At 70.5% G+C, this 24,615-nt stretch carries 18 protein-coding genes; 14 read left to right on the top strand and 4 right to left on the bottom strand.

The annotated features are described in order from the left end of the window. Positions 1 to 147: 147 nt before the first annotated feature. The 6 genes from ACIBK4_RS02010 to ACIBK4_RS01985 all read left to right on the top strand — a co-directional run bounded on the left by ACIBK4_RS02010 (position 148) and on the right by ACIBK4_RS01985 (position 7,562). Positions 148 to 2,391 (top strand): MMPL family transporter, encoded by a 2,244-nt coding sequence (locus ACIBK4_RS02010; RefSeq protein WP_398991200.1) that lies wholly within the window; start codon positions 148 to 150, stop codon positions 2,389 to 2,391. Beyond that, the gene (locus ACIBK4_RS02005; protein WP_398991198.1) at positions 2,369 to 2,944 is read left to right on the top strand and encodes a GNAT family N-acetyltransferase; all 576 of its coding nucleotides are present in this window, start codon (positions 2,369 to 2,371) and stop codon (positions 2,942 to 2,944) included. Before ACIBK4_RS02010 ends, ACIBK4_RS02005 begins: the two co-directional genes overlap by 23 nt. A gap of 35 nt (positions 2,945 to 2,979) precedes the next feature. Continuing rightward, on the top strand, positions 2,980 to 3,597 hold the full coding sequence (locus ACIBK4_RS02000) for a hypothetical protein (RefSeq protein WP_398991196.1): 618 nt from the start codon (positions 2,980 to 2,982) through the stop codon (positions 3,595 to 3,597). 210 nt (positions 3,598 to 3,807) lie between these two features. Next, the gene (locus ACIBK4_RS01995; RefSeq protein WP_398991194.1) at positions 3,808 to 3,993 is read left to right on the top strand and encodes a hypothetical protein; all 186 of its coding nucleotides are present in this window, start codon (positions 3,808 to 3,810) and stop codon (positions 3,991 to 3,993) included. A gap of 113 nt (positions 3,994 to 4,106) precedes the next feature. Further along, entirely contained in the window at positions 4,107 to 7,169 is a 3,063-nt protein-coding gene (locus ACIBK4_RS01990; protein ID WP_398991192.1) for an AAA family ATPase, read from the top strand. Positions 7,170 to 7,214: 45 nt separating this feature from the next. Beyond that, positions 7,215 to 7,562, top strand: a complete 348-nt coding sequence (locus tag ACIBK4_RS01985) for a DUF6191 domain-containing protein (RefSeq protein ID WP_398992911.1) — start codon at positions 7,215 to 7,217, stop codon at positions 7,560 to 7,562. Here ACIBK4_RS01985 and ACIBK4_RS01980 read toward each other — a convergent pair. Continuing rightward, a complete protein-coding gene (locus ACIBK4_RS01980; protein ID WP_398992909.1) occupies positions 7,519 to 8,697 on the bottom strand; it encodes a PQQ-dependent sugar dehydrogenase in 1,179 nt (392 codons plus the stop codon). The two genes, ACIBK4_RS01985 and ACIBK4_RS01980, sit on opposite strands and share 44 nt — an antisense overlap. 237 nt (positions 8,698 to 8,934) lie before the next feature. Then, on the bottom strand, positions 8,935 to 9,933 hold the full coding sequence (locus tag ACIBK4_RS01975; protein WP_398991191.1) for an aldo/keto reductase: 999 nt from the start codon (positions 9,931 to 9,933) through the stop codon (positions 8,935 to 8,937). Positions 9,934 to 10,009: 76 nt separating this feature from the next. On the opposite strand from ACIBK4_RS01975, the gene ACIBK4_RS01970 reads away from it, so the two are divergent. The 6 genes from ACIBK4_RS01970 to serA all read left to right on the top strand — a co-directional run bounded on the left by ACIBK4_RS01970 (position 10,010) and on the right by serA (position 20,152). Then, complete coding sequence (locus ACIBK4_RS01970; protein WP_398991189.1) at positions 10,010 to 10,969, top strand: 2-hydroxyacid dehydrogenase; 960 nt, start codon at positions 10,010 to 10,012, stop codon at positions 10,967 to 10,969. A 449-nt stretch (positions 10,970 to 11,418) separates the two neighbouring features. Then, positions 11,419 to 14,394, top strand: coding sequence for a putative bifunctional diguanylate cyclase/phosphodiesterase (locus ACIBK4_RS01965; RefSeq protein WP_398991187.1), 2,976 nt, complete (start codon positions 11,419 to 11,421; stop codon positions 14,392 to 14,394). A 237-nt stretch (positions 14,395 to 14,631) separates the two neighbouring features. Then, positions 14,632 to 16,485 carry an acetolactate synthase large subunit gene (locus tag ACIBK4_RS01960; protein ID WP_398991185.1) on the top strand — a complete coding sequence of 618 codons (1,854 nt, stop codon included), beginning with the start codon at positions 14,632 to 14,634 and terminating at the stop codon, positions 16,483 to 16,485. A gap of 20 nt (positions 16,486 to 16,505) precedes the next feature. Continuing rightward, positions 16,506 to 17,033 carry an acetolactate synthase small subunit gene (ilvN, locus tag ACIBK4_RS01955; RefSeq protein WP_019058577.1) on the top strand — a complete coding sequence of 176 codons (528 nt, stop codon included), beginning with the start codon at positions 16,506 to 16,508 and terminating at the stop codon, positions 17,031 to 17,033. A 111-nt stretch (positions 17,034 to 17,144) separates the two neighbouring features. Then, positions 17,145 to 18,143, top strand: coding sequence for a ketol-acid reductoisomerase (ilvC, locus tag ACIBK4_RS01950; RefSeq protein WP_398991184.1), 999 nt, complete (start codon positions 17,145 to 17,147; stop codon positions 18,141 to 18,143). A 419-nt stretch (positions 18,144 to 18,562) separates the two neighbouring features. After that, positions 18,563 to 20,152: a phosphoglycerate dehydrogenase gene (gene serA / locus ACIBK4_RS01945; protein WP_398991183.1), complete on the top strand. Its 1,590-nt coding sequence runs from the start codon at positions 18,563 to 18,565 to the stop codon at positions 20,150 to 20,152. A 71-nt stretch (positions 20,153 to 20,223) separates the two neighbouring features. Here the strand turns inward: serA and ACIBK4_RS01940 are convergent, their stop codons facing one another. Continuing rightward, positions 20,224 to 21,786 (bottom strand): MFS transporter, encoded by a 1,563-nt coding sequence (locus tag ACIBK4_RS01940; RefSeq protein ID WP_398991182.1) that lies wholly within the window; start codon positions 21,784 to 21,786, stop codon positions 20,224 to 20,226. A gap of 110 nt (positions 21,787 to 21,896) precedes the next feature. Between ACIBK4_RS01940 and ACIBK4_RS01935 the strand changes: the two genes are divergently transcribed. Continuing rightward, complete coding sequence (locus ACIBK4_RS01935; protein ID WP_398991181.1) at positions 21,897 to 22,487, top strand: TetR/AcrR family transcriptional regulator; 591 nt, start codon at positions 21,897 to 21,899, stop codon at positions 22,485 to 22,487. Here ACIBK4_RS01935 and ACIBK4_RS01930 read toward each other — a convergent pair. Next, on the bottom strand, positions 22,479 to 23,753 hold the full coding sequence (locus tag ACIBK4_RS01930; RefSeq protein WP_398991179.1) for an MFS transporter: 1,275 nt from the start codon (positions 23,751 to 23,753) through the stop codon (positions 22,479 to 22,481). The two genes, ACIBK4_RS01935 and ACIBK4_RS01930, sit on opposite strands and share 9 nt — an antisense overlap. 124 nt (positions 23,754 to 23,877) lie before the next feature. Here ACIBK4_RS01930 and ACIBK4_RS01925 point away from each other — a divergent pair, with 124 nt between their 5' ends. Continuing rightward, on the top strand, positions 23,878 to 24,450 hold the full coding sequence (locus tag ACIBK4_RS01925; protein WP_398991177.1) for a DUF4240 domain-containing protein: 573 nt from the start codon (positions 23,878 to 23,880) through the stop codon (positions 24,448 to 24,450). Positions 24,451 to 24,615: the final 165 nt, after the last annotated feature.

Below are 24,615 nucleotides of genomic sequence, written 5' to 3'. Positions count from 1 at the left end.
TGATTCGGCGCACGAACGTCATGAACGATCATTTTCTGCTGCAAGAGTGGGCCCCGTATTGCTCATGCGTTCTTTGCGGGCTGTTCATCCCTTGAACCAGGATTCCCGGTCAAAGATCCACAATTCGCCTTCCCCGGGAGCACGTTCGTGGCAGCCCTTGCCCGCTGGTGTGTTCGGCACCGCCTTGTCGCCGTCCTGCTGTGGCTCCTCGCGTTCGGCGGGGTCACCGCGGCCGCCGCCGTCACCGGCTCGGCGTACTCGAACGACTACGAGGCCCCCGGCACCGAGTCGGGCCGCGCGACCCAGTTGCTCAAGGAGGGGTTTCCGGGTCTCGGCGGCGACAGCGATACCGTCGTCTGGCGCACCTCACCCGGCTCCGTCCGCGCCGCCGCCGTCGAACAGACCATGACCGCCGCCCTGGACAGGATCGAGAACCTGCCCGGAGTCGCCTCCGTGGTCAGCCCCTACGACGGCCAGGGCACCGGCCGGATCAGCGCCGACGGACGCACCGCGTACGCCACCGTCACCTTCGCGCACCCGGCCGAGGACATCGACAAGTCCGAGGCGCAGGCCGTCGTCCGCGTGGCCAAGGCGGCCCAAGTCGACGGACTCCAGGTCGAGTTGGGCGGCAGTGCCATCGCCCTCACCGAGTCGTCGAGCGGGCACACCGCCGAGATCGTCGGGGTCGCCGTCGCCGCTCTCGTGCTGTTCCTCGCCTTCGGGTCGCTCGCCGCGTCCCTGCTGCCCATCGGTACCGCCCTGGTGAGCGTCGGCACCGCGTACGCGGCGATCGTGCTGCTCGGGCACGCCATGACCGTCGCCGACTTCGCGCCGATGCTCGGCATGCTGATCGGGCTCGGCGTCGGCATCGACTACGCCCTGTTCATCGTGACCCGGCACCGGCGCGGGCTGAAACGCGGGCTGTCCGTCACCGAGGCGGTCACCAACGCGGTCGTCACCACCGGGCGCGCGGTCGTCTTCGCGGGCGCCACGGTGTGCATCGCCCTCCTGGGGATGCTGATCCTGCGGCTCGGCTTCCTCAACGGGGTAGCGATCGCCGCCTCGTTGACCGTGGTGCTCACCGTCGCGGCCTCTGTGACGCTTCTCCCGGCCCTGCTGTCCTTCATCGGCCCCCGCGCCCTCAGCCGCCGCGAACGGCGCCGGCTGGCCGAACACGGGCCCCAGCCGGAGCTCCCCACCGGCCTCGCCGCCCGCTGGTCCGCGTTCGTCGAGCGCCACCCGAAGTCGCTCGGCGCCGTCGCCCTGGTCGTGATGGCCGTCCTCGCGCTGCCCACCCTCGCCCTCCACCTGGGCACCTCCGACCAGGGCAACGACCCCCAGTCCTCGACCACCCGCCAGGCCTACGACCTCCTCGCGACCGGCTTCGGCCCCGGCGTCAACGGCCCCCTCACCCTCGTCACGAAGATCGACGGAGCCGAGGACAAGCTCACCCTCGACAACCTCGACGCCACCCTGCGCACCACCGAGGGCGTCGCCTCCGTGACCCCGGTGACCTACGACGCCGGCGGCTCCACCGGGTACTTCAGCGTCGTACCGGACTCGGCACCGCAGTCGCAGAAGACCAGTGACCTCGTCGACCGGCTGCGCACCGAGGTCCTGCCCCGGGCCGAGACCGGCACCTCGCTCGACATCCACGTCGGTGGAGTGACGGCGAGCTACGACGACTTCGCCGATGTGATCGTCGGCAAGCTCCCGCTGTTCGTCGGGGTCGTCATCTCGCTCGGCTGTGTGCTGCTCCTGCTGGCCTTCCGGTCGATCGGCATCCCGCTCAAGGCCGCCGCGATGAACGTCGCCGCCGTGGCCGCCGCCTTCGGGGTCGTCGTCGCGATCTTCCAGTGGGGCTGGGGGAGCGAGTTCCTCGGCCTGGGACGCGCCGGGCCCATAGAACCCTTCCTCCCCGTGATCATGGTGTCGGTCCTCTTCGGGCTCTCCATGGACTACCAGGTCTTCCTGGTGAGCCGGATGTACGAGGAATGGCTGGAAACCGGCGACAACCGCCGTGCCGTCCGCGTCGGCCTCGCCGAGACCAGCCGGGTGATCAACTCGGCCGCCGTCATCATGATCTCGGTCTTCCTCGCCTTCGTGCTCAGCGGCGACCGCGTCATCGCCATGTTCGGCATCGCCCTCGCGTCCGCCGTCGCACTCGACGCCTTCGTCCTTCGCACCCTCCTGGTGCCGGCCCTGATGCACCTCCTGGGGGGTGCCAATTGGTGGCTGCCCCGGGGCCTCGACCGGGTCCTGCCCCGCATCAGCATCGAGCCGCCCGAGTGCCGCGCCGCCCATGAGAGGCTGGCCGCCGCGACGGACGCCGAGGTGGCGGACGTCCTGGCCGAGGAGCAGGAGCAGGATGTACGCGATATCCCTGGGTGACGACGGAGCCGAACTGCGTCCCCTGGAGCCGTGGCACGCCGAGGAGTTCTTCGCTCACCTGGAGCGCGGCCGGGAGTTCATCGGACAGTTCATCTCCTTCGGCTCGAAGGAGACGGACGTCGACTCCGCGCGGGCCATGCTCCAGCGCTACGCCGACCTGCGTGCCGCCGACAGCGCGTCCCTGCACGGCATCTGGCTGGACGGCAAGCTCGTCGGCGGTGTCCTCTTCCTGAACTTCCACGCCGACCAGGGCAACTGCGAGGTCGGCTGCTGGCTGGAACCCGCCGCTGCCGGGCGCGGGCTGATCACCCGCGCGATACGGATTCTCATCGACTTCGCGATCGACCAGCGCGGCATCCACCGCGTCGAATGGCACGCCGCCGCGGGCAATGAGAAGAGCCTGAATGTTGCCCGCCGCATGGGCATGACCAGGGACGCGGTCCTGCGCGAGTCCCACCCCTACGGGGGCGTAAGACACGACATAGAGGTGTGGTCCGTGCTCGCCCCCGAGTGGCGCGAGGCACGCGCGCGTGCGCAACACAGCGATCTTTAAGGAACTTCTCAGACTTCACCCCTACCGTGCGCACCATGGGTACCAAGACTGTTGACGAGGCCGCGAACGAGGCCACCGAGGTGAAGAGCGACGCGGAGACCGTCGATGTCACCAAGACCGACGAGGCTGTGACCGCGCAGGAGGCGGACGACCAGACCGAGAACGCCGAGGCGGCGGCCGAGGACGAGGACGACCTCACCGAGGAGGAGTACGCGGCCGAGCTCGCGAAGCTCCAGCTGGAGCACCCCGAGGAGGGCCCCTCCGGCGTCGGCCAGGGCGCAGCCGCCGTGGTCTCCGCCGCGCTCGGCTTCATCTCGCTCTCCGGCGGCTGGATCGGCACCGTCGCCGCCGCCCGCGAGACCCTCGTGGGCCAGCTCCACACCGCCTCCACCGCGAGCGTGGCCACCCAGATCAAGGAGGTCTACGGCGACGCCTGGCACACCACCGCGCTGTGGGCCGGCATCTTCGCCCTGGTCGGCGCGCTCGTCGGTGTCGCGGCCCTCGTCCGGCCCGCGTTCGGCACCCCGGGCAAGCCGCAGGCCACCTGGATCAAGTCGGTCGCCTGGGCGGGCGTCGCGCTCGGTGTCGTAGGACTGCTCCTGGCCGTCCTGAAGTACACCGACGTCCTGCTCAGCCTGCCGTCGGCCACCTGACAGCCGGCTCGCGCCCCCGCACGTAACCAGGGGTCTTAGGGCCTCCGTAAGTACCTTACGGAGGCCCTAAGACCCCTCACGCATGTCTAAGGCCCGTCCGGCCCCGCAAGATGCGGAACTCTCCCGATGTGGCGGACCCCCCTTGGAGACGAAGGTTGAGGCATCGCAAGAAGCGAAGCCCGAAAAACCGCCTCCACCAAGGGACTTGAGATGTACGAGTACGAACTCCAGCAGATCCGCTCCGCCGAACTCCGCCGGCAGGCCGCGAACGAGCGGCTGGCCCGGGAGGCCGTGCGCGGCGCCCGCGCCGCCCGCCGCGAGCAGGCCCGCCAGGCCGCCGAGGGCGAGGTGCATACCGAAGGCCCCCGCAGGCACCTGTTCGCCCGCGCGTCGTGACCGTCCGGGCCCGGGAGGACGGCCGTACGGCGCCCGTCCGGCCGACCGGCGGGGCGCTCCTCCCGGCGGCCGCCCTCCCGAAAACCGGTGCCGCGTTGTCAGACCCGCGTGACATGCTCGCAAGTGTGGAGACCAGGTCCGTCAGTCCGGTCTTCGTCGGTCGCGCCGACGAACTGGACACGCTGAACGATGCGCTCGCCCGCGCCGCCGCGGGCGAGCCGCAGGCGTTGCTGCTAGGCGGCGAGGCCGGCGTGGGCAAGACCCGGCTCGTCGAGGAGTTCGCCACCGCCGCCTGCCGCAGGGGTGCCGTCGTCGCCCTCGGCGGCTGTGTCGAGATCGGCGCGGACGGACTGCCCTTCGCCCCGTTCTCCACGGCCCTGCGCGCGCTGCGCCGCGCACTGCCCGACGAGCTGTCCGCGGCGGCCACCGGCCAGGAGGAGGAACTCGCCCGGCTCCTCCCCGAGTTGGCGGAGACCCCCACCTCCCAGCGGACCGGCCGGCACGACGAGGAGGGCATGGCCCGCCTCTTCGAGCTCACCGCGCGCCTCCTGGAGCGCGTCGCCGCCGACCGCACGGTGGTCGTCGCCCTGGAGGACCTGCACTGGGCCGACGCCTCCACCCGGCACCTCCTCGCCTACCTGTTCCGCACCCTGCGCACCGGCCGCCTCCTCGTCCTCGCCACCTACCGCGCCGACGACATCCACCGCCGCCATCCACTGCGCCCCCTGCTCGCCGAGCTCGACCGGCTGCGTACGGTCCGCCGGATCGAACTGGGCCGCTTCAACCGGCAGGAAGTGGGCCGCCAGATCGCCGGCATCCACGCCGCCGAACCGGACCCCGCCCAGGTCGACGAGATCTTCGAACGCTCCGACGGCAACGCCTTCTTCGTCGAGGAACTCGCCGTCGCCGCCCACGACGGCTGCCGCAGCAACCTCACCGACTCCCTGCGCGACTTGCTCCTCGTCCGGGTCGAGTCGCTGCCCGAGAGCGCCCAGCGGGTCGCCCGGATCGTCGCCGAGGGCGGCTCCACCGTCGAGTACCGACTGCTCGCCGCCGTCGCCCGGCTCGCCGAGGACGACCTCATCGAGGCCCTGCGCGCCGCCGTCGGCGCCAACATCCTCCAGGCCGCGCCCGGTGACGACGGCTACCGCTTCCGCCACTCCCTGGTCCGCGAGGCCGTCGGCGACGACCTGCTGCCCGGCGAGCGCTCCCGCATCAACCGCCGCTACGCCGAGGTCCTGGAGGCCGACCCGACGCTCGTCCCCGCCGACCAGCGCGTCATGCGGCTGGCGAGCTACTGGTACCACGCCCACGACGCCGCCAAGGCCCTCCCCGCCGTCCTGGACGCCTCCGTGGCGGCCCGCGGCCGGCACGCCCACTCCGAGCAACTACGGCTCCTGGAGCGGGCGATGGAGCTCTGGGACACCGCCCCCGACGCCGTACGCGCCGGGCTGCGTCCCGTCGACTACACCGAGGTGTATCCGCCCTGCGGCTGCGACCCCGAGACCACACCCCTGCGCTATCTCGACCTGATGGCGGAGGCCGCCGTCGCCGGACGGCTGAGCGGGGAGCGCGAGCGCGCCCTGAAGATCACCAAGCGGGCGCTGCGTCTCCTGGAGGACGAGGGCGACCCGCTGCGGGCCGCCTGGTTCTGGGTGCAGCGCTCCGTCCTGGTCCGGCACCAGGCCCGCGGTGACGGCTGGGTGGAACTCGCCGCCGCCCAGGAGCTGGTCCGCGGACTGCCGCCTTCCGAGGTGCACGCGGAGGTCCTCGCCAAGGTCGCCGGCTGGTCCATGGTCCATGTGCCCGGACCCGACGCCTATGTGGCCGCCGAGCGCGCGGTCGAGTACGCGCGCATGGTGGGCGCCCGCGAGATCGAGATGGACGCCCGCCTCACCCTGGCCGGCCTCATGGTCGCCTCCGGCGACGTCGAGCGAGGCCTCGCCGAACTGGTCGACGTGAACGAACGCACGGTCGCCGAGGGCATCTGCACCGTCGCCGGCCGCAGCTATGTGAACCTTCCCTCCTCCCTCGAAACGGTCGGCCGCTCCCGCGAGGCCGTGCCCATCCTGGAGACGGGGCTCGCCTTCGCCAAGAAGTACGGCCAGTTCGACAAGGAGTCCTGGATCTGGGGGAACCTCGCCGAATCCCTGTTCTCCCTCGGCCGTTGGGACGAGGCCGCCGAGGCGGCGACCAAGTCGGAGCGCGTGGGCCAGAGCGCCAAACCCCGCGGCTTCCACGCCCGCATCCGCGCCGAACTCGCCCTCGCCCGCGGCGATTTGACGGAGGCCCGGCGCCAACTGGCCGCCGCCCGCCAGCACTTCGGCACCGACGACGTCGCCCCCCAGCACCATCTGCCCCTGGAGCGCATCGAACTCCAGGTCGCCACCGCCGAGGGCCGCGTCCTCGACGCCCGCGCCACTCTCGAACGGGTCCTGGACTCCGGCTTCCGCCCCGGCAGCCACTTCGAGGCCTGGCCCCTGCTGGTCACCGCGGCCGTCGCCGAGACCCGGGCCCTCGGCCTGCCCGTCGCCGACCCCGACCGCCCCAAGGTCCTCGAACGCATCCGGCAGGCCGCCAAGCCGGTCCCCACCACCGTCCCCGTCTGGCAGGCCCACGAACGCTGGCTCCGCGCCGAAGTCCGGCACGCCGAGGGCCGCGCCACCCCGGACGACTGGACCGAGGCGGTCGCCGCCTTCGAATGCCTCGACCGCCCCTACGATCTCGCCCGCGTCCGGCACCGGCTGGCCGAGGCGCTGCTGTCCGACCCCGACGGCGGTGACGACGAGCGGGACCGCGCCACGGAACTGCTCCGCCTGTCCGCCGCCGTCGCCGACCACCTCGGCGCCCGCCCGCTCGCCGACTCCGTCGCGCTGCTCGCCCAGCGGGCCCGGCTGACGCTCACGAAGGTCCCGGCGCGCAGAGCGGCCCCCGTCGACCCCGTCGAGGCGCTGGGCCTCACCAGCCGTGAGCGTGACGTCCTGCGCCTGGTCTCCGCCGGCCGCACCAACCGGCAGATCGCCGAGGAACTCTTCATCTCCCCGAAGACCGCGAGCGTCCACGTCTCGAACATCCTCGGCAAGCTCGGCGTCTCGGGCCGCGGCGAGGCGGCCGCCGTCGCCCACCGCCTGGAGCTGTTCCCGCCCGACCCGCTCCCCGTGCGCTCCGCGCGATGAGTCGTACGCTGTAGGGACCGGCACAGGGGAGGCGCCGTGTTCAACATGTTCGAGGAGTTGTTCTCACCGGGCCGCAAGCACACCCAGGACGAGGCCAACCGACTTGAGCTGACCAGGGTCGACGTCGCGGACGGAGACCCGGGGCGCGGGCCGATAGACCTGGAGTCGGGCACGGTGGTCGTACGCCTGCCCGATCACGCTCCTGAGGCAGCGCCCGATCACGCTCCTGAGTCAGTGCCCGAACCCGCTCCTGAGGCAGTGCCCGACCCTGCACCTGAGCCGGCGCCCGATCCCGAGCCGGTCCAGTCGCCGGAGTCCGCTTCGTCGCCCGGCCCCGCGTCACCCGGACCTATGTCACCTGAAGCTCCAGAATCCGGTCGTCCCCCGACTTAGGCGTGCCCCGGCCGTCCGTGTTGCTGGTGACGAGCCACAGCTTGTCGTCGCCGGCCGAGACCACCGTGCGCAGGCGGCCGTACTCGCCGGTGAGGAAGGCCTGCGGGGCGGCCGACAACTTCGTGCCGTCCAGCGGGATGCGCCACAGGCGTTGGCCCTTGAGTCCCGCCATCCATATCGAGCCCTCGGCGTAGGCGATGCCGCTGGGGGAGGCGTCGTCCGTGTGCCACTGGGTGATCGGGTTGTGGTACTTGGGGTTGTCGCCCTTGCCTTCCGCGTTCGGCCAGCCGTAGTCGTCGCCCGGGGTGATCGCGTTCAGCTCGTCCCAGGTGTCCTGGCCGAACTCCGAGGCGAACAGCCGCTGCTTGGAGTCCCAGGCGAGGCCCTGCACATTGCGGTGGCCGTAGGTGTACACCGGCGAGTTCGGGAACGGGTTGCCCGGTGCCGGGTCGCCCTCCGGGGTCAGCCGCAGGATCTTGCCGCCGAGGGACTTCTTGTCCTGCGCCAGGCCGCGCTGGCCGCTCTCGCCCGTGCCCGCGTACAGCATGCCGTCCGGGCCGAAGGCGATTCGCCCGCCGTTGTGGATATAGCCCTTGGGGATCCCCTTGAAGATGGTGTCGGGCGCGCCCAGCTGCTCACCGGCCGGCTTCTTCTCGTCGTACAGCATGCGGGCGATGCGGTTGTCCGAGGCCGTGGTGAAGTACGCGTAGACCATGTGGTCCGAGGCGTAGTCCGGGGAGAGCGCGATACCGAGGAGGCCGCCCTCGCCGGCCGCGGAGACCCCGGACACCTTGCCCAACTCGGTCTTCTTGCCGGTCTTCTCGTCGATCCGGGTGATCGTGCCGTCGTCGCGCGAGGAGACGAGGAGGTTCCCGTCGGGCAGCGGGGCGAGGCCCCAGGGCGTCTTCAGGCCCTCGGTGACGGTACGCAGCACCTTCACGGTGCCCTTGGCGGGCGGGGCGGCCTGTTCGGTGGACTGCGGGGAGGGGGACGACCCCGTCGCCGTACCGGAGCTGGTGGACGACGCGCTCGTGCCCTCGCCCGGGGATCCTCCCCCGTCGGAGGAGCAGCCCGCCGTCAGCAGGAGCGCGGTCACGGCCAGGGCGGCCGAAGCGACTCGACGTTGCACGATCAGGTCCTTTCGACGGGCGGGTACTCACCAGTGGGTACGACGGGTTCTTGCGGTGGGCTCACGACCGGCCCCTGCGGCTGGTTCTACTTTTCATACACCGCTCGCGCCGCCCGGGTTCCCGATCACCGCGCACCGACGCACGATCGAGCCGTCGGGGTGGGAAAGCGGGGCCGCGCTCGGCCTCAAGCCCCCAGCCCGCACACCCTCAGCCCTCAAGTCCCCAACACCCCCGCCACCCCCTCAATCCCAAGACCCCAACGCCCCCGGAAGTTCCGCCACCTCCGCCAGATCCTCGTCCGTCAACCGCACCCCCGCCGCCCCCGCGTTCTCCACCACCCACCGCTCCCGCTTCGTCCCCGGTACCGCCACCACATGCGCCCCCTGCGCCAGTACCCACGCCAGGGCCACCTGGGCCGGGGTCACCTCCGGGCCGTGGCGGCGGGCGATCCGGCGCAGGCCGGCGATGATCGGCTGGTTCGCCGCGGTCATTTCGGCGGTGAAGCGGGGGTGGCGGGCGCGGACGTCGTCCGGTTCGAAGCCCTCGCCCGGGGTGAGGGTGCCCGTCAGGAAACCGTTGCCCAGGGGCATGGCCGCCAAGAAGCCGACGCCTCGTGCCGCGCACCAGGGCAGCAGGGCGTCCAGGGCTTCCGGGGACCACACCGACAGTTCGGCCTGTACCGCTGTGACCGGGAACACCTGTTGTACGCGCTGGAGTTGGCGGATCGTTCCGTCATGGAGGCGGGCGCCGGGGCGGCGGGCGGAGCGGGCGCCTACCGCGCACAGGCCCAACGCCCGTACTTTTCCGGCCTGTACGAGGTCCGCCATCGCACCCCAGGTCTCCTCGACCGGGACCTCGGGGTCGGCGCGGTGGAGTTGGTAGAGGTCGATCACGTCCGTCTGGAGGCGGCGGAGTGACGCGTCGCACGCTCGTCTGACGTAGCCGGGGCGGCCGTTGGCCACGATGTGCTGTTCGCCGACCAGCAGGCCGACCTTGGTCGACACGAACGCGTCCGCGCGCCGCTCCTTCAACACCCGCCCCAACAACAGCTCGTTGGTGAACGGGCCGTACATGTCGGCGGTGTCCAGCAGCGTCACGCCGAGATCGAGCGCCCGGTGCACGGCCCTGACCGACTCGTCGCCCCGCCGCCGCGACCCGCTGTAGGCCCAGTTCATCGGCATGCAGCCGAGTCCCACGGCCCCCATAGCGAGCGCCCCCGCGCCGATCGTCCTGCGCTCCACCTGCTCGCGACCCTCCCTCTCCTGGCCCACCAACCTAACCTCTACGCGCGCGTGGCCCTGACATAGCCTCCTGACCATGACTGTTGACGTATGGCTGTCCATCCCGCCGGAGGAGATCGAGGGGCTCCCCGAAGGGCCCAACTACCTGTTCTGGGACGGGGGTGACGAGTTCCCCGCGGACCCGGCCGACTGCGCCTTCTACGTCGTGCCGTACATGAAGAGCGGCGAGACCGGCCTACGGCCGCTGCCGGAGATGAGGTCGGTGGAGGTCGTACAGACCCTCTCGGCCGGCATCGACAACGTGCAGCCGGGGCTCAAGTACCTGCGCCCCGGTGTGCAGTTGTGCAACGCGCAGGGCGTGCACGAGGCGAGCACCGGCGAGCTGACTCTGGCGCTGATCCTCGCCTCGCTGCGTGGCATCCCCGACTTCGTGCGGGCGCAGGACAAGGGGGAGTGGCGCGGCGGGTTCCACCCCGCCCTCGCCGACAAGTCCGTCCTCATCGTCGGCTACGGCTCCATCGGCGCCGCCATCGAGGACCGGCTCACTCCCTTCGAGCTCGCGCGGGTGGCGCGGGTGGCGCGCTCCGCGCGTACCACCGCGCGCGGGCCGGTGCATCCGCTCGCCGAACTGCCCGCCCTGCTCCCGGACATGGACGTCGTCATCCTGTCCACGCCGCTCAACGAGACCACCCGGCACCTGGTCGACGCCGAGTTCCTGGCGCGGATGAAGGACGGGGCGCTGCTGGTCAACGTGGCCCGCGGCCCGGTGGTCGACACGAAGGCGCTGCTCGCGGAGCTCGAAAGCGGCCGTATCACCGCCGCGTTGGACGTCACCGACCCCGAACCGCTGCCCCAGGGGCACCCGTTGTGGCAGGCGCCCGGCGTGCTGATCAGTCCCCATGTCGGCGGGCCCACGTCCGCCTTCCTGCCGCGTGCGAAGCGTCTGGTTGTCGACCAGTTGGGACGATTCGTGAACCGGCAGCCCCTGCGCAACGTGATCCTTACGACAGGCGAGACGGGGAAGCCGGAGAACTAGCCGCGACAGGCCGGTCATCCGCTTCCGGCACCCTCCGCAACCTTTCGGAAGCGGGGCGTGTACGCATCTCTGCTGGTCGTCACGGAGCGTAGAGGAACTATGTCCCTGAGTGACGAGACTGGTGTATCGTCCCGGCAGGGGCTGCGCCGCGCACCGTTCGGCGCCGGGGATGGACATTTCAGACTGTGAGGGGGGCGACGGGCGATGCACGGCCTATGGACGAGCGATCCGACGCGGCGGGGCCGCCGACGGCGACCCTGGCGCACCGCCGCGCGCAGCCGCGGCCATCACGCCAACCACTGCGGTCACGCCGGTCATGGCGGCCGCGCCGGACATCACAGCAACCACAACAGCCATCACCACCGCAGGCCCAACAGCCGCCGCAGGCACGCTCATCCAGCGCACCCGGGCCCGCGGGACCCGGGAGCGACGCGGACCGGGAGGGCCCGGTGAGTTCGCCACCGTCTCCGACGACCACCCTCAACGGGGCGCTCCGGGACCGGACTTCACCCGGGACGCGGCAGCCACGACCACCGGCGACCGGTGGCACGTGGAGCCTGGTCCAGCAACTCGTCCTGGCCCTGGTGTGCGCGGGATACGCCGTCGGTTCCGCGCTCGACTGGGGCTCGCACCAAGTCGCCCTGATCATGGGCGACTTCGGGCTCAGCGCGGCAGCCGGTACCGCCGCCGTCTCATGTTTCCTCTACGCGCGAAGCCGCCGTATCCGCTTTCGACCCGCCTGGCTGCTGTTCTCGCTCTCCTCGGCGATGGCGGCACTGGGCAACGGAGTCTGGGGGTGGTACGAGGTCGTCCTGGAGCGACAGGTGCCCAGCCCCAGTTTCGCCGATCTGTTCTTCCTGTGCTTCGCGCCGCCCGCCATCGTCGGGCTGCTGGTTCTCGCCAAGAGGCCGGTCACCAAGGCCGGTTGGGTCTGTCTGGCGCTGGACGCCTGGCTGATCGGGGGCTCGCTGCTCACGCTGTCCTGGAGCCTCGCGCTGGCCCAGGCCGCCAAGTTCGACGGGCCTAGCGTGGCTCACACCGCGCTGTCCCTGGCGTACCCACTGCTCGACATCGCGCTCGTCAGCATGGTGCTCGCGCTGCACTTCCGGCGTTCCTCGGTCAACCGCACCGCCGTGAACACCGCGATCGGCGCACTCGCCCTGACCGTGATGTGCGACGCCCTGTTCACCTCGCCGCTGCTCCACAACAACTACCACTCGGGCCAGTTGCTCGACGCGGGCTGGTTCGCCGGCTCGCTGCTCCTCGCCTACGCCCCCTGGGCCACGCCCCGGCACACCCACCCCGAGGGCGACGGGCACACGCGCGTGGTGCACGAGCACCGGCCCGGACCGCGGGTCGGCATCCCCCAGGCGCCCGCGCCCGGCGCCGACCACGGCCGGTATCCGGCCACCCGGCCCATCGCCGGTTCGCTGGCCGCGCTCACCCCGTATCTCGCCGCCGCCGTCTGCACGTTGGGGGTTCTCTACAACGTGCTCAACGGCCGCAGCCCCGACCGTGTGGTGCTCATCACCGCGGGCTGCGTGGTGCTCGCCCTCGTGGTGCGCCAGGGCATCATGCTGCTCGACAACATCACCCTCACCCAGGAGCTGGCGCAGAAGGAGAACCACTTCCGCTCCCTGGTGCAGGGCTCCAGCGACGTCATCATGATCGCCGCCCCGAACGGCATCCTCCGCTACGTCTCCCCGGCCGCCGCCGGTGTCTACGGCAAGCCCGCGGAGGAGCTGGTCGGGACCGAACTGGCCTCGCTCATCCACCCGGAGGACCTCGGCTGTGTGGTGCACGAGGTGCGCCGCTTCCTCACCGCCAACCCCTTCGAGGAGTCCACCACCCGCATCGAATGCCGCTTCCGCTCCGGCGACGACCGCTGGCTGAACGTCGAGTCGACGGTCAACCGCCACCACGGCGGCCTGATCTTCAACAGCCGGGACGTGACCGAACGGGTGCGCCTCCAGGCGCAGTTGCAGCACAACGCCGAGCACGACCCGCTCACCGACCTGCCCAACCGCGCGCTGTTCACCAAGCGCGTCCAGCAGGCCCTGTCCGGCCGCCGCTCCACCGACCGCGGCACGGCCGTGCTCTTCATCGACCTCGACGGCTTCAAGGCCGTCAACGACACCATCGGCCACCAGGCGGGCGACGAACTCCTCATCCAGGCCGCCCGCAGACTCGACGGCGCGGTCCGGCACGGCGACACCGCGTCCCGGCTCGGCGGCGACGAGTTCGCGGCCCTGATCGTCGGCGACGGCACCCGGGACCGCTCCGCCCGCGAGCGGCACATCATGGAACTCGCCGACCGCCTGAGAATCACCCTGTCCCAGCCGTACCTCATCGACGGCAACGATGTCCGCGTCGCCGCCTCCATCGGCGTCGCCTTCGCCGAACCGGGCCTGGGTGCGGGCGAGTTGCTGCGCAACGCGGATCTCGCGATGTACCGCGCCAAGGGCGCCGGCAAGGGCCGCGTCGAGCTCTACGCCCCGCAGATGCAGCAGGACGTCGTACGGAAGGCGGAGTTGGCCACGCGGCTGCGGGCCGCACTGCACGACGGGGAGTTCGCGCTGCTGCACCAGCCCGTGGTGTCGCTGGTGGACGGGCGGATCGCGTCGGTGTCCACGCAGGCGCGCTGGCGGTCCTCGCAAGGGGTGCTGTTCACGCCGGCCGAGTTCCTGCGGGTGGCCGAGGACAGCGACAAGACCGCCGAGCTGGGGCGCTGGATGCTGGAGGAGGCCGTGGAGCAGGCCGCCGAGCGGACCGCCACCGGGCTCGCCGTGTCCGTCGCCGTGCGGATAAGTGCCCGGCGGCTGCTGGACAAGTCGATGCCGCTCGGTTCGATCGAGGCGCTGCTGACCCGGCACGGGCTGCCGTCCGGGTCGCTGGTGATCGAGCTGTCCGACACCGATCCGAGGACCTCCCTGGACGAGCTGGAGCGCCGTCTGACCGCGCTGCGGCGGCTCGGCGTCCGGATCGCCCTCGACGGGTTCGGGAGCGGCTACGCGGCCATCACGACGCTTCGGCGGCTCCCCGTCGACGTACTGAAACTGGACCGCAGTCTGGTCGAGGGCGTCGTCGAGTCCGCGCGGCTGCACAAGATCACCAGCGGGCTGCTGCGGATCGCCTGCGATCTGGGGCTTCAGTCGGTGGCCGACGGGGTCGATCTGCCGGAACAGGTGGTCGCCCTGCGCGCGATGGGCTGTACGCACGGGCAGGGCATGGCCTTCTCCGGTCCGCTCGACGAGTACCGGCTGCGCCGGGCCCTGTCGCGCGGTCACTATCCGGTGCCGCACGGCCCGGCCGAGCCCGCGTTCGCGGGAGGCGCGCTGGGGGTGTACACCAGTGGTGTGCCCGCGGTTTTCGGTGGCGGAACGGCCCTCCGTTCACATAATGAGACTCCCGTCCCACCCACTTGACAGTGGATGCGTGCCGGGGGGAGGGTCAATGCCATGCGCACCCGAATTCTCGTACTTGGAAAGCGCGTCGGCTGACGCTGGTGACGTCCGGACGGACCCGGAACTCCCAGCGACCGCACCCGGCGCGCTCCCCTCGCTTGCCTCACGGCACGAGGGGTTTTTTGTTGCACAAGATCCAGTCGTGCAGCAGTAGAACCCCGCACAAACCTCGCAAAAACCCTCAGCATCGAGAAGAGAATGACGATGACCGAGCAGGCCACCGGGGCCCATCCGCAGCCGCGGCCCCGATCCGGAGGACAGCCGTCCGCCCCCGAGCACGTCACGGGCGCGCAGTCCCTCATCCGCTCTCTTGAGGAAGTCGGGGCCGACACGGTATTCGGCATTCCCGGCGGTGCGATCCTTCCGGCGTACGACCCGCTGATGGACTCGACGCGGGTGCGTCACGTGCTGGTCCGCCACGAGCAGGGCGCGGGCCACGCGGCCACCGGTTACGCGCAGGCCACCGGCAAGGTCGGTGTCTGCATGGCGACTTCAGGGCCCGGTGCCACCAACCTGGTGACGCCGATCGCCGACGCGCACATGGACTCGGTGCCGCTCGTGGCGATCACCGGGCAGGTCGCGTCGAAGGCGATCGGTACGGACGCCTTCCAGGAGGCGGACATCGTCGGCATCACGATGCCGGTCACCAAGCACAACTTCCTGGTCACCCAGGCCGAGGACATCCCGCGCGTCATCGCGCAGGCCTTCCACATCGCCTCCACCGGCCGCCCCGGCCCGGTGCTGGTCGACATCGCGAAGGACGCCCTCCAGGCGAAGACCACCTTCTCCTGGCCGCCGGTCATGGACCTGCCGGGCTACCGTCCGGTGACCAAGCCGCACGCCAAGCAGATCCGCGAGGCCGCCAAGCTGATCACCGCCGCGAAGCGGCCCGTCCTCTACGTCGGCGGCGGCGTCATCAAGGCCCACGCCACCGCCGAGCTGAAGGTCCTCGCAGAACTCACCGGAGCGCCCGTCACCACCACCCTGATGGCGCTTGGCGCATTCCCCGACAGTCACGAGCTGCACGTGGGAATGCCGGGCATGCATGGTGCGGTCACCGCCGTCACCGCATTGCAGAAGGCCGACCTGATCGTCGCCCTCGGAGCCCGCTTCGACGACCGCGTCACCGGCAAGCTGGACAGTTTCGCGCCGTACGCGAAGATCGTCCACGCCGACATCGACCCGGCCGAGATCGGCAAGAACCGTGCCGCCGACGTGCCGATCGTGGGGGACGCCCGCGAGGTCATCGCCGATCTCGTCCAGGCGGTCCAGAAGGAGCACAGCGAAGGCCACACCGGCGACTACAGCGCCTGGTGGAAGGACCTCAACCGCTGGCGCGAGACCTACCCGCTCGGTTACGAGCAGCCCGACAACGGTTCGCTCTCCCCGCAGCAGGTCATCGAGCGCATCGGCCAACTCGCCCCGGAGAACACCATCTTCGCGGCGGGCGTCGGCCAGCACCAGATGTGGGCCGCGCACTACATCCAGTACGAGAAGCCGGCGACCTGGCTCAACTCGGGTGGCGCGGGGACGATGGGCTACGCGGTCCCGGCCGCGATGGGCGCCAAGGCCGGCGCGCCGGACCGGACGGTCTGGGCGATCGACGGCGACGGTTGCTTCCAGATGACCAATCAGGAACTCACCACCTGCGCCCTGAACAACATCCCGATCAAGGTCGCCATCATCAACAACGGCGCCCTCGGCATGGTCCGCCAGTGGCAGACCCTGTTCTACAACCAGCGCTACTCCAACACCGTGCTGCACAGCGGCCCGGAGGCGGACGGCAAGCAGCCGAGCGCCGGCACGCGCATCCCCGACTTCGTCAAGCTGTCGGAGGCGATGGGCTGTTACGCGATCCGCTGCGAGTCCCCCGACGACCTCGACAAGGTCATCGAGGAGGCGAACTCGATCAACGACCGCCCCGTCGTGATCGACTTCATCGTCCACGAGGACGCCATGGTGTGGCCGATGGTCGCCGCCGGCACCTCGAACGACGAGGTCATGTTCGCCCGGGACGTCCGCCCCGACTTCGGCGACAACGAAGACGACTGAGCGAGAGAGACGAAAGAGAAATGTCCAAGCACACGCTCTCGGTCCTGGTCGAGAACAAGCCAGGTGTCCTCGCCCGGATCACCGCCCTGTTCTCGCGGCGCGGCTTCAACATCGACTCCCTCGCCGTCGGTGTCACCGAACACCCCGACATCTCCCGCATCACGATCGTGGTGAACGTGATCGAGGCACTCCCGCTCGAACAGGTCACCAAGCAGCTCAACAAGCTCGTCAACGTGCTGAAGATCGTCGAACTGGAAGCCGGTTCCGCGGTTCAGCGCGAACTCGTTCTGGTGAAGGTGCGCGCCGACAACGAGACGCGCTCCCAGATCGTCGAGATCGTCCAGCTCTTCCGCGCCAAGACGGTCGACGTCTCCCCGGAGGCCGTCACCGTCGAGGCCACGGGCAGCAGCGACAAGCTGTCCGCGATGCTCAAGATGCTGGAGCCGTACGGCATCAAGGAGCTGGTCCAGTCCGGCACGATCGCGATCGGCCGCGGCGCCCGCTCCATCACCGACCGCTCGCTGCGCGCGCTCGACCGCTCCGCGTAGAACCGTCTGCGGGCGGCCCCGGCCGCCCGCATTCCGAGACCCCCGAACTTCGATTCCCGCCGCCGTCATACGGTGGGACGCAACACCTGCACTCCAAGGAGAGAACCCAAAGTGGCCGAGCTGTTCTACGACGCCGACGCCGACCTGTCCATCATCCAGGGCCGCAAGGTCGCGGTCATCGGCTACGGCAGCCAGGGCCACGCCCACGCGCTGTCGCTGCGTGACTCGGGTGTCGACGTCCGAGTCGGTCTGCACGAGGGCTCCAAGTCCAAGGCGAAGGCCGAGGAGCAGGGCCTCCGCGTCGTGACCCCCGCCGAGGCCGCCGCCGAGGCCGACGTCATCATGATCCTGGTGCCGGACCCGATCCAGGCCCAGGTCTACGAGGAGTCCATCAAGGACAACCTCAACGACGGCGACGCGCTGTTCTTCGGCCACGGCCTGAACATCCGCTTCGACTTCATCAAGCCGCCGGCCAACGTCGACGTCTGCATGGTCGCCCCCAAGGGCCCGGGCCACCTGGTGCGCCGCCAGTACGAGGAGGGCCGCGGCGTTCCGTGTATCGCGGCCGTCGAGCAGGACGCCAGCGGCAACGGCTTCGCGCTCGCGCTGTCGTACGCCAAGGGCATCGGCGGCACCCGCGCCGGCGTCATCAAGACGACCTTCACCGAGGAGACCGAGACCGACCTGTTCGGTGAGCAGGCCGTTCTCTGCGGTGGTACGGCCGCGCTGGTCAAGGCCGGTTTCGAGACGCTGACCGAGGCCGGTTACCAGCCCGAGATCGCGTACTTCGAGTGCCTGCACGAGCTGAAGCTCATCGTCGACCTCATGTACGAGGGCGGCCTGGAGAAGATGCGCTGGTCGATCTCCGAGACCGCCGAGTGGGGCGACTACGTCACCGGCCCGCGGATCATCACGGACGAGACCAAGGCCACGATGAAGCAGGTCCTCGCCGAGATCCAGGACGGCACGTTCGCGCGTGAGTGGATGGCCGAGTACCACGGTGGCCTGAAGAAGTACAACGAGTACAAGCAGAAGGACGCCGAGTCCCTGCTGGAGACGACCGGCAAGCAGCTCCGCAAGCTGATGAGCTGGGTCGACGAAGAGGCGTAAGTCCTGAGGCACAGGGGCTGGAGCGAATGCTCCGGCCCCTTTGTCCAACCCGTCCAGCCACGGACGGGTGATCCTTCCGCAGAGGCGTAAGACGTCTGTCGGCGCGCCACTACACTGCCGTACTAATACGCGTCAGGCCCACAGCGTCGTGCGTCTCCACGCGGCCCCTTAGCGACACCGAGGAATGGCAGGCACACCCCCGCGCCGCCCGGCACGCACTCTCGCCGCACCGGCCGAAGGCCCTAGTAGCTCCGCTACGAGAACCTTCGTCCGGCACACCGAGAGCACGCACCGGCTGAGACATCAGCCGCTGCCGCGGCGGGCGCGGGAGCGCACCCGACATTCCCCGGCGCCGCTACCTCCACCGCCTGCGGCCGTCGGGACGGCCGTCCGCACGCAATGGACTTGTGAGGACTCACGTGAGCTCGAAACCTGTCGTACTCATCGCTGAAGAGCTGTCGCCCGCGACGGTGGACGCCCTCGGCCCGGACTTCGAGATCCGGCACTGCAACGGCGCCGACCGGGGCGAGCTGCTCCCCGCGATCGCCGACGTCGACGCGATCCTGATCCGCTCGGCCACCAAGGTCGACGCCGAAGCGGTCGCCGCCGCACGGAAGTTGAAGGTCGTCGCACGAGCCGGCGTCGGCCTGGACAACGTGGACGTCTCCGCCGCCACCAAGGCCGGCGTGATGGTCGTCAACGCGCCCACCTCGAACATCGTCACCGCCGCCGAACTGGCCTGCGGTCTGCTGCTGGCGACCGCACGCCACATCCCGCAGGCCAACGCCGCGCTGAAGAACGGCGAGTGGAAGCGCAGCAAGTACACGGGCGTCGAACTGGCCGAGAAGACCCTGGGTGTTGTGGGTCTGGGGCGCATCGGTGCCCTCGTCGCGCAGCGCATGTCCGCGTTCGGGATGAAGGTCGTCGCCTACGACCCCTACATCCAGCCCGCGCGAGCCGCGCAGATGGGCGTCAAGATCCTTTCGCTGGACGAGCTGCTCGAAGTCTCCGACTTCATCACCGTGCACCTGCCCAAGACCCCGGAGACGGTCGGTCTCATCGGCGACGAGGCGCTGCGCAAGGTCAAGCCGACCGTGCGGATCGTCAACGCCGCGCGCGGCGGGATCGTCGACGAGGAGGCGCTGTACTCCGCGCTCAAGGAGGGCCGCGTCGCCGGCGCCGGGCTCGACGTGTACGCGAAGGAGCCCTGCACGGACTCCCCGCTGTTCGAGTTCGACCAGGTCGTCTCCACCCCGCACCTCGGCGCCTCCACGGACGAGGCCCAGGAGAAGGCCGGCGTCTCCGTCGCCAGGTCGGTACGCCTCGCCCTCGCCGGTGAACTCGTCCCCGACGCGGTGAACGTCCAGGGCGGCGTCATCGCCGAGGACGTCAAGCCGGGCCTGCCCCTCGCCGAGAAGCTCGGCCGCATCTTCACCGCCCTCGCGGGCGAGGTCGCGGTCCGCCTCGACGTCGAGGTCTACGGCGAGATCACCCAGCACGACGTCAAGGTGCTCGAACTCTCCGCGCTCAAGGGCGTGTTCGAGGACGTCGTCGCGGAGACCGTGTCGTACGTCAACGCTCCTCTGTTCGCGCAGGAGCGGGGTGTCGAGGTACGGCTGACCACCAGCTCCGAGTCCGCCGATCACCGCAACGTCGTCACCGTGCGCGGCACGCTCGGCAGCGGCGAGGAGGTCTCGGTCTCCGGCACGCTCGCCGGTCCCAAGAACCTCCAGAAGATCGTCGCGGTCGGCGACTACGACGTCGACCTCGCGCTCGCCGACCACATGGTGGTGCTGCGGTACGAGGACCGGCCCGGGGTTGTCGGCACGGTCGGCCGTGTCTTCGGTGAGGCCGGGATCAACATCGCCGGGATGCAGGTGTCGCGGTCGGTGGCGGGTGGCGAGGCGTTGGCCGTGCTGACCGTTGACGACACGGTTGCGGCGAATGTGTTGGCGGAGGTTGCCGAGGAGATCGGCGCTACGTCGGCTCGTTCGGTGAACCTGGTCTGAGACTCGCAATAACGCCGGGTGGGTTGAGGAGATGATCCTCAACCCACCCGGCGTTTCTGTGTAGTTGGGGCTCACGCCTCCGCCTTCTGCGGTTCCGCCGTGACCGGCTCGGGTGCCTGTACCCGGATGCCCCGCAGGGTCCCCACCGCCGCGACCGCCGCCCCCAGCAACAGCACCGCCCCCGCGATCGCCGCGCCGTGCATGCCGTCGGTGAAGGCGTCCCGGGCAGTCGCGAGCAGGGCGTCTCCCGTGCGCCCCGGCAGCTGGTGGGCGACGGCCAGGGCGCCGCCGAGGGTTTCGTGGGCCGGGGCGGGGGCCGAGGTGGGGATGCCGTGGCGGTAGATCGCCGTACCGATGGAGCCGAGGACGGCCATGCCGAGGGCGCCGCCGAACTCGGAGCCCGTTTCCATCAGGGAGGACGCGACGCCCGCCTTCTCCACGGGGGCGGTGCCCATCGCGAGGTCCATGATCTGGGACATCACCATGACGATCCCGGAGGCGAGGACGCCGGCGGCGGCCAGGATCAGCCAGAGGGAGTCGGTGCCGGTGACGGCGAGCATGCCGTAGCCGCAGGCGGCGATCGTGAAGCCCGAGGCGACTACGTAGGCGCGGTCAACTCCCTTCTGGACGAGGGTGGTTGCCAGCGGGGCCGCCATGCCGATCGGTACCGAGGGGAGCAGGGCCCACAGGGCCGCCTCCATCGGGCTCTTGCCGAGGACCGACTGCAGGTACTGCGTGGTGAAGAAGGCCGAGCCCATCATGCCGAAGGCGGAGAGGAGGTTGAGGACGACCGAGGGGGCGAAGCCGCGGTTGCGGAACAGGGTCGGGTCGATCATCGGGGACGCGGTGGTGCGCTGGCGGTGGACGAAGAGGGTGGCGAAGAGCAGGCCGACGGTGATCGAGACGACGTACTGGGCGTGCCAGCCCTCGGAGGGGATCTCCTTGAGGCCGTAGATCACGGGCAGGACGGCGGCCATCGACAGCGGGACGCTCGGCCAGTCGAAGCGGCCGGGGGCGGGGTTCTTGGACTCGGGGAGCAGGAATGGGCCGATGAGCAGGAGCAGCGCCATCGCGGGGAGGTTGACCAGGAAGACCGAGCCCCACCAGAAGTACTGGACCAGGACACCGCTGAGCACCGAGCCGAGGGCGACGCCCGCGGTCATCACGCCGGACCACAGGCCGATCGCCTTCGCGCGCTGGCCGGGGTCGGTGAACATCGTGCGCAGCAGCGCCATCGTCGAGGGCATCAGGGTCGCGCCGCCGATGCCGAGGACCGCGCGGGCGGCGATGAGGGTCTCGGCGCTGGTCGCGTAGGCCGCGATGACGGAGGCGGTGCCGAAGGCGGCGGCGCCGATCAGGAGGAGCCGGCGGTAGCCGATGCGGTCGCCGACCGAGCCCATCGTCATCAGCAGGCCGGCCAGGACGAAGGCGTAGATGTCGAAGATCCACAGCTGCTGGGTGCCGCTGGGCTCCAGGTCCGCGCTGATCGCCGGGATGGCGAAGTAGAGGACGGAGACGTCCATCGAGACCAGCAGGAGCGGCAGCATCAGGACGCCGAGTGCGGTCCATTCGCGGCGTCCCGCACGGGAGTTGGGGGTGCTCGGGGGGTTCGGTGAGTGCGTCGGGTTCGTCATGGCAGTGAATGTACGCGCGTCTTAAACGCTTGTCTAGAACGAATGTATAGGACGTACGTGTAAGTCATGTGTCTGGGACGTCTGTATGGAATCGGCAGTACGGTGGGGGCATGGGACACCGTGAGGATCTGCTCGAAGGCGCGAAGCGCTGTCTGCTGGAGAAGGGGTTCGCGCGGACTACGGCGCGCGACATCGTCAAGGAGTCGGGGACCAACCTCGCGTCCATCGGCTACCACTACGGCTCGAAGGACGCATTGCTCGCGCAGGCGTACGTCTCGCTCGTCGAGAACACGTCCGACGCCTTCGAGGGGGGCGACGGCGATGCCGCCGCCGGGATCGAGGGGGAGCCCGGTTCGTTGGAGCGGTTCCGCTGGGTGTGGTCGAACATCGTCGCCACCATGCGGGAACCCGGCTCCGTCTGGCGGCTCAGCATGGAGGTCATGACCATCGAACTCCCGGAAGTGCGCGAGCACTTGGCCGCCGCGCAGCGCGAGGGCGGACGCGGGCTGGTCGCCCTGCTGATGGGGGTACCGGAGGAGGAGGTCACCGACGAGACGGCGGACACGCTCGGCCGCTTCTACCTCACCCTGATGACCGGGCTCATCGCCCAGTGGACGTTCGATCCGAAGACGGCGCCGGACGGGGAGTCGTTGGCGGAGGGGCTGCGGCAGGTGGTGGAGGGGGTCCGCAAGTCACTCTGATGCGGCGGGAGTTCGCCGGTCGCGCAGTGCGGGTACCAGCGCGCTCAGCATGAGCAGCGCGGTCAGGGCGAAGGCCCAGGGATATCCGGTCAGGCCGGCGACGAGGCCGAAGCCTGCCGCGCCTACGCCCATTCCGCCGTCGTAGGCCAGGTTCCACAGGGCGCTGACCGTGCCGTAGGAGGCGGCGGAGACGCGGGCGTACATCACGGCGAGGGTGGCGTTCTGGGCGATGCCGAAGCCCGCGCCGAAGAGGGCGGTGCCCGCAACGACCGCTACCGGGTGGGCGGTTGGGGCGATGACGAGGACGCCGGCCGCCGACAGGAGCAGGCCGGGGAGGACGAGGCGGGCGCTGCCGTGCCGGTCGCCGTGGCGGCCCGCGAGCCAGCGCGTCAGGGTGGAGGCGGCGGTCTGCGTGAACAGGGCCACCGCGACGACTCCGTCCGAGGCCGACGGTACGGCCAGGGGCAGGAAGGTCACCACGATGCCGGCGGCGGTGGCGGTGGCCGCGAAGACGAGGACCGGCCGGAGCAGCGCGCCGGTGCGCAACCCCCTTACGACGCCGAGGGGTTGCTCGGAGGGGTCGGAGAGGTCGGAGCAGTCGGAGCGGTCCGCTGGATCCGCTGGATCCGCTGGGCTCGCTCGGTCCGGGAGTCCGAGCACGAAGACGATCGCGGCCAGCGCGGCGAGGCCACCGGCCACGGCGACCGGGCCGTAGCCCACCCGCCCGACCAGCCACAGTCCCAGCGGCAGCGCGACCAGCGACGGTACCCCGGACACCACACCCACCAACGCGAGCCCCTCGCCCCGGCGTTGGTCCGGGATCAGCGACGCGGTGAGGGCGCCGCCCGCGACGATCGTCAACGCGAAACCGAGCCCGCGTACGAAGCACACGGCCGCGATCCAGCCGGCCTGCCCGGAGACGGTCAGCACCAACGCCGGTGCCCCTAGCAGGAACAGCCCCGCGACCAGGGTCAGTCGATACCCGAAGCGCACGACCAGCCGTGGCGTCCCCAGCTCCCCGAGCACCGTCGCCAACATCAACGAACCCGTCGCGAGCCCTGCCGCGCCCCCGCCGCCCAGCTCGGCGGCGTACGCCGGTACGACCGACAGCAGCAGGAAGAAACTGAGACTGGCCCCGACCATGCTCGCGAAACGGAGGAGGAGGGGGCGGGTGAGGAGCGGCGGGTGTGTGCCTGAAGTGGCTTCGGGGGCAGGGGAGTTGGGGGTGGTGGGGGTTGGGCGGTCGGGGGTCGGGCCGGGCGTCATGGCATCGACAGTAGGGTCCCGGCGGGGTGTCGGTCAGGTCCAATCGCGGGGTACTGGACTGGCTCGATGCCCTGGCCGGTACATGACTTGGGGCGATGTCAGTGCCGCCTGCCACAGTGCGGCCATGGATGACGAGACCTTCTGGAACCTGATCGAGAGCTGCCGCCGGCGGACGCCCGACCCGGACGAGCGGGTGGAGTGGCTGGCCGGGGAGTTGGCGCGTTGTGCCGAACCGGAGATCCTGCGGTTTCAGATGTGCCTGGAGCGGGTGCTGAACCCCACGTTCACCTGGGAGTTGTGGGCCGCGGCGGACCGGATCATGGGCTGGTGCTCCGACGACAGCTTCTTCTACTTCCGGCTCTGGCTGGTCGGGTCGGGGCGGGACGCGTTCGCGCGGGTGGCCCGTGATCCGGACGCGCTGGCGGAACTGCCGGAGGTCGTACGGCTCGTGGGCCGGGGTCGGGAGCACTGGGACGACGAGGAGTGGCTCGCGTGGGAGGAGTTGGACTACGCGGCGCTGCGGGCCTTCACGCGGGTGACGGGTCGGAGCGAGTGCGACTTCTACGATGCCGTCGACGCTCAACGGGGCGCGGACTTCGGGTCGTTGGACCCGGCCGGTGAGCGGTGGGACGCGCGTGACGACGCGGAGGCGGGGCGGCGGCTGCCCCGGCTCAGCGGGATGTTCCCCGTGTCGTAGGGCAACTCCGGTACGGCGAGAGGCAACTCCGGGACGGCGTAGGCAACTCCGGGACTAGGTAGGAGAGATGACTCCTGCGATGCCGTACGCCCTACGGTCCACCAGCCCCCTTGCGACCGCGCGCACGCCCCCCTTCTCCGCCGGGGGCGTGCCCCGTCACCCGCA

Origin of the sequence: Streptomyces sp. NPDC050528 (genome assembly GCF_044457795.1) — a bacterium.
Lineage (GTDB): Bacteria > Actinomycetota > Actinomycetes > Streptomycetales > Streptomycetaceae > Streptomyces.
The sequence above is the reverse complement of the archived record's forward strand: the minus strand, read 5'-3'. Positions and strand labels throughout refer to the sequence as shown.

Bases quoted from the DNA above. Each gene is read 5' to 3' on its own strand.
- ACIBK4_RS02005 (WP_398991198.1), top strand. From the start codon at position 2,369: ATGTACGCGATATCCCTGGGTGACGACGGAGCCGAACTGCGTCCCCTG.
- ACIBK4_RS02000 (WP_398991196.1), top strand. From the start codon at position 2,980: ATGGGTACCAAGACTGTTGACGAGGCCGCGAACGAGGCCACCGAGGTG.
- ACIBK4_RS01995 (WP_398991194.1), top strand. From the start codon at position 3,808: ATGTACGAGTACGAACTCCAGCAGATCCGCTCCGCCGAACTCCGCCGG.
- ACIBK4_RS01990 (WP_398991192.1), top strand. From the start codon at position 4,107: ATGCTCGCAAGTGTGGAGACCAGGTCCGTCAGTCCGGTCTTCGTCGGT.
- ACIBK4_RS01985 (WP_398992911.1), top strand. From the start codon at position 7,215: ATGTTCGAGGAGTTGTTCTCACCGGGCCGCAAGCACACCCAGGACGAG.
- ACIBK4_RS01970 (WP_398991189.1), top strand. From the start codon at position 10,010: ATGACTGTTGACGTATGGCTGTCCATCCCGCCGGAGGAGATCGAGGGG.
- ACIBK4_RS01960 (WP_398991185.1), top strand. From the start codon at position 14,632: ATGACGATGACCGAGCAGGCCACCGGGGCCCATCCGCAGCCGCGGCCC.
- ilvN (WP_019058577.1), top strand. From the start codon at position 16,506: ATGTCCAAGCACACGCTCTCGGTCCTGGTCGAGAACAAGCCAGGTGTC.
- ACIBK4_RS01940 (WP_398991182.1), bottom strand. From the start codon at position 21,786: ATGACGAACCCGACGCACTCACCGAACCCCCCGAGCACCCCCAACTCC.
- ACIBK4_RS01935 (WP_398991181.1), top strand. From the start codon at position 21,897: ATGGGACACCGTGAGGATCTGCTCGAAGGCGCGAAGCGCTGTCTGCTG.
- ACIBK4_RS01930 (WP_398991179.1), bottom strand. From the start codon at position 23,753: ATGACGCCCGGCCCGACCCCCGACCGCCCAACCCCCACCACCCCCAAC.
- ACIBK4_RS01925 (WP_398991177.1), top strand. From the start codon at position 23,878: ATGGATGACGAGACCTTCTGGAACCTGATCGAGAGCTGCCGCCGGCGG.